11 protein-coding genes and 1 pseudogene are annotated in these 13952 nt (G+C 41.5%); 6 read left to right on the top strand and 6 right to left on the bottom strand.

The genetic code is table 11. The features are described 5' to 3' along the window. Positions 1–22 precede the first annotated feature (22 nt). Positions 23–1234 (top strand): Bcr/CflA family efflux MFS transporter, encoded by a 1212-nt coding sequence (locus tag SSED_RS06760; protein WP_012141663.1) that lies wholly within the window; start codon positions 23–25, stop codon positions 1232–1234. A gap of 220 nt (positions 1235–1454) precedes the next feature. Here the strand turns inward: SSED_RS06760 and SSED_RS23935 are convergent. Next, positions 1455–2175, bottom strand: a pseudogene (locus SSED_RS23935) (transposase). 441 nt (positions 2176–2616) lie between these two features. Between SSED_RS23935 and SSED_RS06755 the strand changes: the two are divergent. The 5 genes from SSED_RS06755 to SSED_RS06735 all read left to right on the top strand — a co-directional run bounded on the left by SSED_RS06755 (position 2617) and on the right by SSED_RS06735 (position 7274). Then, on the top strand, positions 2617–3381 hold the full coding sequence (locus SSED_RS06755; protein ID WP_012141662.1) for a nuclear transport factor 2 family protein: 765 nt from the start codon (positions 2617–2619) through the stop codon (positions 3379–3381). A 138-nt stretch (positions 3382–3519) separates the two neighbouring features. Further along, positions 3520–4401: a macro domain-containing protein gene (locus SSED_RS06750; RefSeq protein WP_012141661.1), complete on the top strand. Its 882-nt coding sequence runs from the start codon at positions 3520–3522 to the stop codon at positions 4399–4401. After that, complete coding sequence (locus SSED_RS06745; RefSeq protein WP_012141660.1) at positions 4388–5251, top strand: SIR2 family NAD-dependent protein deacylase; 864 nt, start codon at positions 4388–4390, stop codon at positions 5249–5251. The genes SSED_RS06750 and SSED_RS06745 overlap by 14 nt, the downstream gene beginning before the upstream one ends. Positions 5252–5615: 364 nt before the next feature. Continuing rightward, positions 5616–6458 (top strand): LysR family transcriptional regulator, encoded by an 843-nt coding sequence (locus SSED_RS06740; protein WP_012141659.1) that lies wholly within the window; start codon positions 5616–5618, stop codon positions 6456–6458. A gap of 9 nt (positions 6459–6467) precedes the next feature. Further along, positions 6468–7274: a LysR family transcriptional regulator gene (locus SSED_RS06735; RefSeq protein WP_012141658.1), complete on the top strand. Its 807-nt coding sequence runs from the start codon at positions 6468–6470 to the stop codon at positions 7272–7274. A gap of 98 nt (positions 7275–7372) precedes the next feature. Here the strand turns inward: SSED_RS06735 and SSED_RS06730 are convergent, their stop codons facing one another. From SSED_RS06730 to SSED_RS06710, 5 genes are read right to left on the bottom strand one after another with little or no spacing between them, the layout of a single operon-like run. Further along, on the bottom strand, positions 7373–8104 hold the full coding sequence (locus SSED_RS06730; protein WP_012141657.1) for an endonuclease III domain-containing protein: 732 nt from the start codon (positions 8102–8104) through the stop codon (positions 7373–7375). Continuing rightward, on the bottom strand, positions 8104–8718 hold the full coding sequence (locus SSED_RS06725; protein WP_012141656.1) for a TorD/DmsD family molecular chaperone: 615 nt from the start codon (positions 8716–8718) through the stop codon (positions 8104–8106). Before SSED_RS06725 ends, SSED_RS06730 begins: the two co-directional genes overlap by 1 nt. A gap of 50 nt (positions 8719–8768) precedes the next feature. Then, positions 8769–9404, bottom strand: coding sequence for a DMSO/selenate family reductase complex B subunit (locus SSED_RS06720; protein ID WP_012141655.1), 636 nt, complete (start codon positions 9402–9404; stop codon positions 8769–8771). Between the two features lie 14 nt (positions 9405–9418). Beyond that, entirely contained in the window at positions 9419–11908 is a 2490-nt protein-coding gene (locus tag SSED_RS06715) for a DMSO/selenate family reductase complex A subunit (protein WP_012141654.1), read from the bottom strand. A 23-nt stretch (positions 11909–11931) separates the two neighbouring features. Continuing rightward, positions 11932–13950 (bottom strand): MtrB/PioB family decaheme-associated outer membrane protein, encoded by a 2019-nt coding sequence (locus tag SSED_RS06710; RefSeq protein ID WP_012141653.1) that lies wholly within the window; start codon positions 13948–13950, stop codon positions 11932–11934. Positions 13951–13952 lie beyond the last annotated feature (2 nt).

Raw genomic sequence — 13952 nt, 5'->3', positions numbered from 1 at the left:
CTTACATGGATACAAAACCTTTATGTTATCAATTCGAAAAACATTAGTGCAGAGTAATATCCAAAATGTTTTTTTAGCTATATTATTAGCTTCAATTACAGCCCTCGCGCCTTTAGGTATTGACACCTATTTACCTGCATTACCTTTGATGGCAATTGACTTTGGTAGCAGCGTACAAATCATACAAACATCAATTTCCATCTTCTTCATCGGTTTGGCACTAGGACAATTTTTAGGGGGAGCACTATCTGATAATTTTGGTAGAAAACCCATATTAATCATTGGTCTTTTTGGGTTCATGTGCACCAGTACCGCTTTAGTATGGGTTGATCAAGTTGTTTATTTACTAGCTTTACGATTCTTGCAGGCAATGTCAGGAGGTTTAGCCATGGTTAATTCATCAGCGATCGTTAATGACCGATATGTAGGTTTAGAGCGCACTCGTATGTTTGCCTTAACTAGTCTTATTATGGCGAGTGCTCCCCTTATTGCACCAGCAATTGGATCCATTTTGCTTCATTTTTTTCAGTGGCAAGCTATTTTTATATTTCTTTCTATATATGCGGCTATTATTCTTGTTGCCACTCTTATCAGCCTAAAAGACTATTCAACACCAACAAAAACAACAGGCCTTAAGGAATTATTTACCCCCTACAAAGTTGTTTTGACTAATATCAGAGCATGGCGGTATTTACTGCTAAGTTCAAGTGCAACTTCTGTTATGTTTATTTTCCTTACCAATGCAGCATTTGCTTACATGGAGTTCTTCCATGTAAGCAAGGAGCTATTTCCAGTTCTATTTGCTAGTAATTTGTTGGCGATGATGATTTTAAATCGTGCTTCGTCCTTCCTTTTACGTTGGCTATCTCCCTTACAACTTTTATTGACTGGGAGTATGCTTCAGTTTATAGCGGTTAGCCTATTTGTCATCGGTAATGCAACTGGTTTGTCTTTAGAAATGATGGTCTCGTTAATGATACTGGCAATCGGTTCTTTAGGGCTGATTTCGCCTAATGCTATGAGTCTTTATATGCAATCATTTTCAAGCGCCGCTGGTTCTGCATCAGCCATGATGGGTATTTTCAACTTTGGATGTGGAGCGTTAATGGGGGCTTTATCAAGTTTGTTGATCCATGAAGATTTACTTCCCATGTCACTTTTAATGTGGCTAATGGCTGTTATTACTGTGTATTTATCTTACTTAGCAAATAATATGCAAGATGCATCGCATTAAAGCTTGCAAATAAAAACAATATTAATAGGAAGTACGTAATAAAAAATAGTAACAAGTTAAAATCTTGTAGTGGTCAATTAATATTGACCACTTCCAATACCTAAACCTGTTCCCTCGCTTTGACATATTTGATGTTAACCCCCCGTTGTATTGATGCGGGGGCATTTTTGTTCAAATACCCTTTATAGACGCAGTCACCCCCAAGTTTTTGGTCGGTTGTTCAGCTTGTAACTGGTATACCTAGTCTTATGACTTTGTTGATGGCCTTAACATCTGCCAGTACTTCACCTACTTAGGTGTTATAATTCCGCTGGCTAAGTTTTATATTATTCAATTACTTGTATCAGTACATGACGGTTTCTGATAACGCGCTTTGGTGCAGTATGCTTCATCCGCTGAAACCCGTCCAATAAGTCTTCAGAAATGATTGAACAATGTCGGCAACACCTCAATATCATCGACGTTAACGAGTGACGCTTCAGAGACTAATATCTCATGGTGCTATATATCGCAAGTTGAAACTGACGTCAGGTACGGCGCTTCATTACCGTGCTTACGAGTTTTCTATTCAACTTCACCGTAGACATGAGGCTCGTTAAATCAATGGCTATATGTTCCACAATTCCACGACTCTGTGCACGACATTTGATATCGACACTCTTGGTTCGCCAGCTAGTGCAGCTAAAAGTCGTCGAGATAAGAGGCACGCCTGCGAGTTGGAAAGCTGAGTGAATGAAGACCTCAAGTTCTCGTAATGATAAATTGAATACACCTTTAACGGCGAGTGCAGTTTCAATAGCAACATCGGAGTAACTCTCACCTCTACCACTACGCCAGTGATATACAGCTCATCGTCAAGCCCTAATCGCTTGAACATCAATACAGAAAGTCTACGAGACTAGATTAACCAATGCCTTGTTGTACTGAGACCAGTTGGTGATTTTACGCTAAATTCTTCCTATCTTTATGTTTACCCATAACTACCAGTTAGATCAGAACACGATAACGTAAAAAGCTCTCCCCCTTAGGCTGGACAACATAAGATATTGATTTTAGTCATCTTTGGGTTACTTATACCAAGCAAAAAAAGATAAAGCATTTTTGTTATCAAATGAGATTGTCATATTAATGTTTTAATGGAAAACATTCCCTCCCCATTAGTTAGCTAGAGTTAATAATTATATTAGTTTTCCCCCTCTAATAAAATGTTAAATAAATGTCTACTATAAACCTCATGCTTAACATTATTTAAAGGAATTACCTTGAGAAAATTACTACCTGCCACATTATTCATCGCTACAGTATCGTGTCTAAGTGCTTGTTCGCATACAGATACACGAAACGTACAATCCCAATCATTCGATCAACAGGATATCAACCTAATGAAACAAACAGCCATAAAAGCACAAGACGCTTTTTTTAAAGATTTTGATGCTGTAAAAATGAAAGAGTATTACCGTGAAGATTATATTCAACACAACCCCCATGTACCAACAGGTCTAGCACCAGCAATCGGATTTTTACCGGTATTAAAAGAAGCTGGTCTAACCTATAAAAACCATCGTTTATTGGTAGATGGTGACTTCATTGTTATGCATAACACTTATAATAATGCTGAAGCATTTGGCGCTAAAGAGGTGGTAACGTTTGATGTATGGCGCATGCAAGGTGGCCAAGTTGCCGAGCATTGGGATGCCATTTCTCCTGTTATTAAAGAAACGGCAAGTGGGCGCTCACAATTCGACGGCCCAACACTGGTTACTGACACCGACAAAACTAAAGACAATAAACAATTAATTGCTAACTTTATGGAAGATGTATTTTTTGGCAAAGCGCCTGAAAAAATCACTGAATACATCAGCACAGAGCAATATGATCAACATAATACAATGGTAAAAGACGGTTTAGATGGCCTAAATGACGCCCTTGCCTATCTTGCATCACAAAATAATATGTTCGATTATCACAAAGTTCACCGTATTCTCGGCGAAGGTAATTTTGTTTTAACTCAAAGCGAAGGGCGTTGGAATGATAAACCACAAGCCTTCTATGATCTATTCCGCATTAAGGATGGAAAAATTGTAGAGCATTGGGACATCATTCAAGAAGTACCCGCCGAAATGGCTCACGATAACGGTATGTTTTAATTGCCCTCAACAGGGTCTCATATTAGAGGCCCTGCTTTCCTAAATGTTTACGCATTATTATTGTGCGTTTTGCACATTTGATTAATACATAGAAGCCTTAATGAGCAAAACAGGCGGATAAGCTTCAAAGGGTTAACGATGATTCCTTACCTCCCAATAAATAAATATAGGCAAGCCATTAAACTTGACCAAGCTACTAACATTAAGCCAACTGCCTTTTTGCACCCAGCCATTATTTCAGTGCTTGAGCAACTTAACGTTTCTTTTTCTCCTAGTATTTCACAGCAAAAAGCTTTAGAAAAACTACACGGGGCCTTAGCACTGGTGGAGCCCTATCGACTGCCAACAGATTTAATGAACGAGATAGACTCAATTGCAGCTTGTGTAAACGCTCAACAACCGCTTACGGATACAGCATCATTGCCCTCCATTGATAGTACTTATACTACCTCCTATCCAGCTGCAGGCAACACCAGTATTTGGGTCGGTGACATTACTCAACTTAAGGTTGATGCAATTATTAATGCTGCTAACGTCTATCTATTAGGCTGCAGACAACCCAATCACCGATGTATTGATAACGTAATCCATTCTGCTGCGGGATCTCGGTTAAGAGATGATTGTGCCACCATTATTGAGCAACAAGGTGGTTTGGAGCCAACGGGGTCAGCCAAAATAACCAGAGGCTATGCACTACCAGCAAAGTATGTCATCCATACTGTAGGCCCATGCTTACATTCAGGTTATTTACCTGATGAAGAAGATGAAAAGCAACTAAAAAGTGCTTATCAAAGTTGTTTAACCCTAGCTTCTGAAATTAACGACTTAAAAACACTTGCCTTTTGTGCTATTTCAACAGGAGTGTTTTCCTACCCCAAAATAGATGCGGCAAGCGTTGCACTTGAAACAGTTTCTGACTGGCTAAGTGAGCACCCACAGCATTTTGAGAAAGTCGTGTTTAACTTGTATACCCAAGCAGATGCAGCTATTTACGAAAGGCTTATTTATGAATGGACATGATTTCGTCCCTCAGCTTATATCAACCGCGAAAGCATGGTTAGAGGAATCCGAGTTTATTCTATTTTCTGCGGGTGCAGGAATGACCGCAGCGGCTGGTATTAACTACGCTGATACGGCTCTATTTAAACGTGAGTACCCGGCCATGCTACAGTATGGGTTTAATGCTCAATATGAACTCATTGGCTTTGATAACTGGACACCCGATTTGCAATGGGGGTATTGGGCTGCGCATGTCAATTTTGTACGCTTTAAATGGCCTCAGACAGAGGTATATCAACAATTTCACCAATTAGCGGCACATATTGATAATGAAAATACCTTTGTTATGACATCCAATGTTGATGCCATGTTTGAGCGCAATGGATTTGATGCAAACCGTATCTATACGCCTCAAGGCGATTATGCACTGTTGCAATGTACCACACCATGTACCGATGACGTATGGCCGTGGAAAGCACAAATTGACAAAATCATAGCAGCAACGGATCCTAAAACTCAGCGCCTTTTAGACAACTCCTTGATTCCCTGCTGTCCAAACTGTGGCGGCACCGTATTCCCTAATGTTCGTTCAGATGCTTCATTTATTGATGCTCACTTACTCCCTAACGGACGGGGTTTAGAAAAATGGTTGAATCGGGCAAAAGATAAAAAAGGCGTAATCATAGAGGTAGGTGCAGGTTTCAATACTCCGTCAGTTATCCGCTGGCCTAATGAGCACATAATATGTTCAATGCCAGACTGGAAACTTTTACGTATTAACTTCACCCATGCTGATGTCCCCGATAATCTATCAAAACGAGCTATCGGATTTAAGGGAAATGCAGCAAACATAATCCAAAACCTGCAATAGCCAGGAGTGTTTATAACAGTAAACATCCAAACATGTCACCGGGAGAAAATACCCCATGCAGCATTTTATCAAAATTAATAATACTACTTTTAAACCTCATAAAAAGTAGTGAAACTTACAATTTTACTTTTATTCTTTCGCCTTACAACACGATTTACAAGCGGTCAATTAACTTTCGAGCCATCCGTTCGACTTCAACACCGAAGTGCACCAGCAATTATTTACATAATGAAAAGGGGCCTTATTTATTTCAACAAGAGCTATTTTAATACTGTAGAACCTTGTCGATAAACATGGTGCATCACATTAATCAACGTTTCAATAAAATATAATATTACCATATTCTAAATGTCGGGTATTAAACATGAATCCATCTATGCTGCGCACATTTGTCGCTGTTTATGAAGAAGGAAAACTCACCTTAGCAGCTCAACGCTGTGGTGTAACACAACCAACGATAACTAATGTTATCAAAATGCTTGAACAAGATTTAGGTGAAAGTCTATTTAAACGAGGTGGTCAAGGAGTTGTTCCAACTGGTGTAGCTCACAGTCTTTATTTTAAAGCTAAAAATATTCTTAGTGAACTAGATTTGATTCTCAATACTGGATGGGATTCTGTAGAGACAGTGAAAGTAGGTATACCTCCTATCATGAGTCCCCATAAGCATCAAAAAATATTACGGACTTTAAACCGCTTATCAAATATAGGAGTGCGAATCCACATTTGCCACAAGCGACAGCCGTCAGATATAAAAATAGGCATGGATGATAAGCGCACAGAGAACGAGCTTTTTATACCTTTATGGAATGAAAAATTTAAGTTGTGCATTCCATTTGAACATCCTTTAAATCAGCTTGCTGAAATTACTCCGTCTGATCTTGACGGAGTTGAGTTTGTAGTAAACCCAAGGTGTTTTAACCGTAAACGTATTGCCAGAGTGACTTCAGGAAATAAGCGAGCAATTAAAGTCACTGCACACGCACATTCTAAACCCATGCTGATTCAATTGGTCCGAGCTGGTTATGGGGCTGCATTAATGTCTGATGCAATGCTTGAAGGCGTGCAAGATGTAGCAATCCGAGAATTGAGTGGTAGTGAAATGTTAATTCGCTATGGCATATTGGTAGTTGCAGACAAAGCCGAAGAATTACCATATTCTCAAATCATTAATGCCATTAAAACAATTGATTTTAGTGCTTTGTAGGGGACTATTTTGAATACTAAATTCTTGAAAATATTTGCATCTCTTTATGAAACACAAAACTTTACTCAAACATCAAAAAATTGTTTTATAACTCAACCAGCGGTTTCAAACAGCATAAAAACATTAGAGAAAGAACTTGGAGTTCAATTATTTAAACGCGATAGCGGCCATGTTGAAACAACACGCGAAGCAGAAAACTTGTACCCTAAAGTGATACGATTACTAAGTCAATTTGAGTCACTAAACCAAATTGGCACTGACGCTAAAGAAAATCAGATAACTATTGGATTGCAAACCGATTTATGTGCTGAAAAAGTAGATTTGATTTTGTCCTCAATACGCAAAACATTCCCAACAACCTTGCTACACCTTGTTCGACCTGGTGAAAATTGTGATTTCTACATTGCAGCCGATTTTAATATCAGAGAAGGGGATAAATTGTTGCCTTTATGGCGAGAGCAATATCAATTGTTCGTACATCCAGAGTTAATGTCGCGTGGTGAGCATATTCCTATAATAAGCGATGAGTGTGACAAATTGTCAAGACAACATGGTGGTGATATTCGATTTACCTCGCCTAAGAATGTTGAGTTTGTTGTAGATCGTCATCGAGACGTAGATATTCAAGTTCGTGAATTCGTTAAAGCAGGTTACGGCGCAGCTCGATTCGCCAGCTCATGGGTGACGAATGAAGTATTAAGGCCGATACCTAACACTCAGAGTCAATGGGTTGATATAGGGATAGTATACTCTGAACTCTCTCAACGAAAACAAATTATTAACGCAATAAATACTATTGCAAATATTCATTTTTGAACAGAAATTTAATCCCCCTAAAATAAAATGCCACCTTTTCAAATTAAGTTGGCATTTTGCAATAGGGCTTTTCCTTCCCCCTCTTTAGTTATTCATAGCTACGAAGAATGCTTTTTGTTTGGGGGCAATGGGCACTCCTCTGCGTAAGGCTTTTTACTATAAAACCGCTTGGCATGCTCGACTATCAATGCATGAAACTCCTGATAAATTATTACCAACTTTTCCCCTTTCACTATATTAGATAATTCAGTCTCAACAGCCACTTTTATATCATCATATTTCGCATTTTCTGGAATAAGCTCCAACTGGTGAAAGATTCGTGTAGTATACGCATCAACTTTAAATTGTGGCTGTTTATAGCCGTAAAGCAAAATCGAATCAGCGGTTTCTGGCCCAATGCCTACGCAACTTAACAATCCCTCTCGACTTGGGACACCACCATTGAGTTTAAGGAAAAATGGGATAAATTCACGGATGTAACGCGATTTTTGGTTGTAATATCCGGCAGGACGTATCGCTTGCTTAAAATTATCATAATCTAAAGCTAATATCGCTTCTGGCGTTAAGGCCTTCAAGTTGACCAAATTTATTAGTGCTTTTTCAACTGCAATAAAATTGGTGTTCTGGGTTAAAATTGACCCTAAACATACTTCAAAAACTTGGTCGATATTCTGCGGAAAGTCATACCTTTTTGGGTGATAACCATTGGTGGCCCCACGCTTAGTCGGGTTGCTACCAGCATATCCTGTTTGTGGCCACCAACCTTGAGGACCATATAAGTTATACAAGGTTTGGTAAATAGCGTAAAAAGGCTTCATATTATCAGTCATCAATATAAACGAGTGCTTGTGGGGTTAAGTTTTAAATTTAATTCCCAATCGTTAATCCAAATACGCAACAGTTTGGAGAAGCCTCGATAATACCCAGTGACAGAATTTTCATCGACAGCATCTAAAAATGCACTAACCCAAGGAAGCAAATGCACTTCTAATAATGATGATACGGCTTGAAGGTGCTCTGGGTCTGATTGTTTCAGTAAGGTGCTCAGTGCTCCAAGAAGTAAACCTACATGGTCTGTAGGTTCGTTGCCATCAAGCTCAAATTCGATACCATGAGAGAGACAAAAATGTTCAAAAGCTACAGTTGAATCTCCAAACAGCAACTTTTCCTTATCGGTATAGACAGACCCCCAAGGATAAGCGTGTCGTTTCCCAGGGCCAACAAATAAAGCATGGTAGTCTTCGTCAAGCGTAGTCACATCATCGATTTCTATTGAATTAACAATATGTTCTATGGCCATTTTGCTAGGGACTGTTTGTAACGGCCACTGCTTAAGTATAGATGATAATGAACACAAAAATTCAGGAGTTGGTCGTGAATAAAACACATTATGCAGTATGCCTGAGGCAGCACTTGCCAGTAGTAATTGATGTTTGGTTTGCATAGTAATTATACTCTTTAAAATGCCGGGATGAATCTCCCGGCAGATATTGGTTAGACCTCAGTCAAATTCTCTATTTTACCTTCACTTGAACCGCTAGGACGAGATAAGCGGTTGGTGCTGATCAACAAGTTAGGACTGGTAATGCTGGCTTGTGGCAACGGTGCCACATTAGCAATACTGCTTCCTGGATATTTGGCTTTTAAATCCTCAATAAGGCCAAAATCTAACGCACGCTGAGGGCAGCCTTCTACACACAAAGGTTTGCGGCCTTCTGCTATAAGTTCAAAGCAGCCATCGCATTTAACCATGACCTTTTTAACAGGATCGAGTTGAGGTGCATCATAGGGACACGCCTTGGCGCAACTACTACAGCCAATGCACAAATCCGAAGAAACATGAACTAGTCCATCTTTACTCCTTTTATGCATTGCGCCCGTTGGACAGGCCTTGACACATACTGGCTCGCTACAATGATTACAACTAATCGAGGTGTAATAAGCAAAGGTGTTACTCGTCACAGTGCCATCATTATTGTCAGCATAACCTCCGCCAACGTACTCATAAACTCGGCGAGGTATCACGCCATCTTCACCATCAAAACGACTTTTGCAAATAATGTGACAACCTTTGCAGCCATTGCATTTGCTGGCGTCGTAATGAAATCCGTATTGGGTATTATTAGTCATTGTCAAACTTCCTCTTAAGCCTTGTAAATGCGTACACGGTTGGTGTGTTGTGGATTACCTTTGGCGAGTGGGCTAGGACGACCTTGAGAGGTCAGAGCGTTGACACACCCGCCGACATCGACATCGTTCTTGGGATCAAACCAAGCCCCCTGACTTAAGGACATCACACCCGGCATAATACGATTGGTTACGCGTGCTTTTACTTTAACTTTGCCCCGCAAAGATTCGATGATGGCGTATTGATCGTCGACAATGCCGTATTTGATCGCATCATCTGGATTGATCCAAACTGCGTCACCGTTAACCGCTTCTTTAAGCCATTTAACGGATCCGAAAGTTGAGTGAGTACGCGCCTTGGTATGGTGACCAATTAACTGTAACGGTTTATCTTTAAGTTCAGGTGATGGGTCTTGATAACTCTCTAGGCCCACCCAATATTTAGGGATAGCGTTAAGATAGTTGTCTTTATCCAGCCAGTAATCTGGTACTTCCCAAAGATCTGATAGTTCTTGCAGTGCATGAGAGAATATTTCCAACTTGCCTGATGCAGTTTTTAAGGTTCCACCGTTTTGAACGTAATCCCACATGGCACAATTGACCTTGGCCGACTCCTCGCTATCATCACAAGGGCTAAATGTTTTAACCACTCCAATGTCTTGCATTTCTTTGGCTGTCGCAGGAAATAGCTCTGGGTCTAAAGTACGTACTTTTGTTTGGTAATAATGCTCAATCCATTCATCAGTAGTTCGACCTTCGGTGAAGATTTCTTTAACTCCCATTTTTTCTGCTAAATCGGTACATACATCGAAAGAACCACGGCATTCGCCTAAAGGTTTGATCCCAGTTTTTAATGCCGTCATGTAGCTCACGGCACCTGCATAGTAGGTTTTGTTCGCAAAGTCGGTCGATTCCAACCAAGTATTATCCGGCAGGATATAATCAGCCAACTTGGCCGAAGAAGTCATGTGATTATCGATTACCACTATCATTTCGCATTTAGATTCGTCTTGCAAAATACGAGTAGTCCCAAAGGCATCGCCATGCTGATTAACCAAACACCCACTAGCAAAGTTAATTATCGCCTTGATATTTGTGCCTAATTTACCATCACCATTTTCATCTAACTCTTCTGCTGGTAGCTTAACTCCATCACGGAGAACCGTTAGGTTTTCGCCATTTTCAACGGCTTGAGTCCAACTAAACATAGAAATTTTGGCATCATCAATAGACACTTCCTGCTGTTCACTTACAGTAGGTAACCCTTTAGAGTAGATTTTTCGTGGTGATTTTGGGTAGTCACCGGTATTGGTGCCGCGCTTGCCAATAGCGCCCACTAACATGCCTAAAGTCATTACTGAACGAATATTATCTTCGCCGTTAATGTGCCGTTGCATACCAAGACCCGGAGCCAGATATGGGGCTTTTGCATTGCCAATTTGGCGGGCAATGTTACGTATTGAGTCTGCGGGGATACCACAAATTTCAGCCGCCCATTGAGGTGTTTTGGGTTGACCGTCTTTAACACCTAAAATGTGTGCTTCATAGCTGTCTTCATATACAACTTCTGGCAACATTTTGCTCGAATCGCGAGCATCTTGAATTGAAGGTTCTGCACGAAAACCGTAACACTTATCAGACAAAAATTGTTCATCTAATAATTCTTCGGTAATTAACACATATGCCATTGCTTCACACAAAGCGGCATCGGTACCAGGACGACAAGGATAGTATTCACTTTCACGGCCCATTGCAGAATCACTGTAGCGGCAATCAATATGGATTACTTTCTTACCTTCGGTAACAGTTTGCACTTCAAAGCCTTCACCACTACCGCTCATGCGAGTTTCTAGCGGGTTGTAACCAAAGAACACTAATAGGTCACTGTATTTCATTTCCCTTGGCGTGGATGACTTACGACTACCGAAGATGTATGGCATGATGGTACGGACCATGGAAGAACTATATGAACCATAATGCTTAAGCCCCCCCCCCATACAGTTTAATAAGCGTCCCCATGCATATTTACCATTAATGTCATAAAACGCACCACTACCGCGATTTTGATAAACTGCACGAGGACCATATTGATCATAAGTTTCCTTTAGCTTCATCCCTATTTCACTGGTAGCCTGTTCCCAGCTGATACGTTCAAATTTACCTTCACCTCGTTTAGCATTTGCAATTCGTTTCATGGGATACATTAGGCGATCGGGGTTATATACACGTGCACGGTTAGCATGCCCACGTAAGCACGGTCGAATATGAGGTGAATCAAAGCTGTCTTCGCCGTAAGTTTCAGGCTCAATACGTGTGATTTTTCCATCTACGGTGATCACCTTTAACGGACAGTTAGAGCCACAATTACCTAGACACGCACTCCAAAAATGTTTTTCAGATACAGGTACTTCGGGAATGATTGTTTCGGTTTTTTTACTGCCGCAAGCAGTAACACATGTTACCGCGCTGGCTGCTGCGCTGAGTTTTAGAAATTCACGTCTTTGCATGAGCTGTTCCTTTGTAGAATTGATTACAATGCGTAACTAAATGTCAGCATTAATTGATGGGCGTTGTAGTTACTCCCCATGTTGCCTAGTGTGGTTAATTCTGAAAATGTCTCGTCGGTAACGTCGCGATAATCGGTGTCGTAATATCTTTCATAGCGATAGTTCGCGTGAACCTTAGCCCGCTCACTTAAGGCGAACTCGGCATATAACCTGAGGTTGTGTGACCAGGAATAATACTCTCCGTATGGCGTCGTTCTTGTCACTGAGGTCTCGGACTCTGACTCGCTGTAGCTGTAGTTAAGACCCACAACTAACAGCTCCTGCATTAACCCACTGTAGCTTGTGCCTAGTCCTATGTGGCTGAAGCTGTCGTCAACATTGCCAGTCCAATCTGCACTGCTGTAACCTTGGCTGCCATATCGGGTTGACTCGATCCATTGTTGACCGCCAAAGGCGTAGATATCCAACTTTGCTATAGGCTGATAACTAATAGACACGTCATAACCATTGTCTATGGACTCACTTAGCCCTAACTCACTTTCACTATAATCGTCCAGTGCGTAACGATAGCTTAGGTTAATCCCGAGGTTGTCAAATGAGGTGTTGCCAACTTTCAACTCTAGCTCAGTGCGATCACGGTCAGCCAAGTGGTACTTACGAAGTAACTCGTTATCTTCCGAGGAGGTGGCCGATGAAGCTTGGTAGGTGGAGCCGTCTCGATTACCATATTCACCTTCCAGGCTAATCCCCCACCCCTTGCTTAGGTTGTACTTTAGCTTGGCAAATACTCTGTCTTCGCTTGTCTTTTCTCGAACTGTATTCGACTGTTCCTTATCCGTACGCTGATAACCACCACTAAACCTCAAAGCTTTACGAAGCCGATAATTAACATCTACCTGATAGCTGCTCTTCTCACTATTTAGCTGCACATTTTCAGTCGCTTTGCCTGACATTTCGTCGTAATCAATACGGTTGAACATTTGCACGGGTGTTTTGTTGTCGCGGTCACGATAGTCTGCTTTAAAGCCGACCTTAAGCCCGCGGCTGAGTCGGGTAGACACCTTGAAGTTTGCGTCCAAGGTGGCGACCTCACCATTGAGATGACTAATGCCATTAGGGACACCCGTCAGGTCGATGTAGTCATCATTTTGATATAACCAGCCTTTTACGACTCGCCCCGTTAGATACGTGCTATCCAGGCGGTATTGCCCTTGTGCTATCACTTGATGTGCTTCGTTACCCGGCTCAAACGCCTGCAGGCTTTCCATCTCTCCGTTGTATAAACCGCCCAGGTCATTCTCGAACAAACTCCCTTGGTAAGACAGTGTTGCAATCCAGTCTTCACCCAGCAATTCGCCTCCTGCTTTCAAGATTTGACTAGTGCTATCAATGGGCTTTACAAAGTTCACCGGTCGCTTGTTAACCTGAGTAGAACTGGCTTGTTGCCCCGTTTTCTGTTGATAAAGGTAGTCCGCAAATCCACGCCAGGCGATCCCACCTCCCATTCCCCAGTCTTGAGCTTTTACTTCCGTACCCAGGGTCCATGTCTCTCGTTTCTTCTCAAGATCGGTACTGCGTACATTGCCAGTATCCACCAGGTTGTAGCCGCCATTACCGCGACTTTCCATGCCGTAGTCCGTCAGCGCTTTATCAGTATCGACTCGCAATTGACTCTGGTAACCCACGTCAAAACCGTATCGTTCACTGTCGTAAGCGATGCGTCCATTGCCCGTTTCCATGCCAAGGTTATTGGCCTGCACACGAATTCTCGCACCCTCTTTTTGATACAATGCATCGGCTTGCAGCGCCCCGGCAAATTCACTGTCTTCGCCAAAACTGTTCGCTGCACGTGCATTATCAGTATCCGTTCCAACAACCGACACGCCCATCTCACCGCTCACCGCCGTCGACTCACAGCTTCGACAGCGCCACTTGACCGTGTTAGCTTGCTCAAGATTAGCGCCAGACAAGCTGAAACCCACTGCGTTAGCGCTACCCACTTGCACTATCGCAAGCGCGATTACACTTAATTGAAATTTCATAA

This window comes from Shewanella sediminis HAW-EB3 (assembly GCF_000018025.1).
GTDB lineage: Bacteria > Pseudomonadota > Gammaproteobacteria > Enterobacterales > Shewanellaceae > Shewanella > Shewanella sediminis.
The sequence above is the reverse complement of the archived record's forward strand: the minus strand, read 5'-3'. Positions and strand labels throughout refer to the sequence as shown.

Bases quoted from the DNA above. Each gene is read 5' to 3' on its own strand.
- SSED_RS06760 (WP_012141663.1), top strand. From the start codon at position 23: ATGTTATCAATTCGAAAAACATTAGTGCAGAGTAATATCCAAAATGTT.
- SSED_RS06755 (WP_012141662.1), top strand. From the start codon at position 2,617: ATGAAACAAACAGCCATAAAAGCACAAGACGCTTTTTTTAAAGATTTT.
- SSED_RS06750 (WP_012141661.1), top strand. From the start codon at position 3,520: ATGATTCCTTACCTCCCAATAAATAAATATAGGCAAGCCATTAAACTT.
- SSED_RS06745 (WP_012141660.1), top strand. From the start codon at position 4,388: ATGAATGGACATGATTTCGTCCCTCAGCTTATATCAACCGCGAAAGCA.
- SSED_RS06740 (WP_012141659.1), top strand. From the start codon at position 5,616: ATGAATCCATCTATGCTGCGCACATTTGTCGCTGTTTATGAAGAAGGA.
- SSED_RS06730 (WP_012141657.1), bottom strand. From the start codon at position 8,104: ATGACTGATAATATGAAGCCTTTTTACGCTATTTACCAAACCTTGTAT.
- SSED_RS06725 (WP_012141656.1), bottom strand. From the start codon at position 8,718: ATGCAAACCAAACATCAATTACTACTGGCAAGTGCTGCCTCAGGCATA.
- SSED_RS06720 (WP_012141655.1), bottom strand. From the start codon at position 9,404: ATGACTAATAATACCCAATACGGATTTCATTACGACGCCAGCAAATGC.
- SSED_RS06715 (WP_012141654.1), bottom strand. From the start codon at position 11,908: ATGCAAAGACGTGAATTTCTAAAACTCAGCGCAGCAGCCAGCGCGGTA.
- SSED_RS06710 (WP_012141653.1), bottom strand. From the start codon at position 13,950: ATGAAATTTCAATTAAGTGTAATCGCGCTTGCGATAGTGCAAGTGGGT.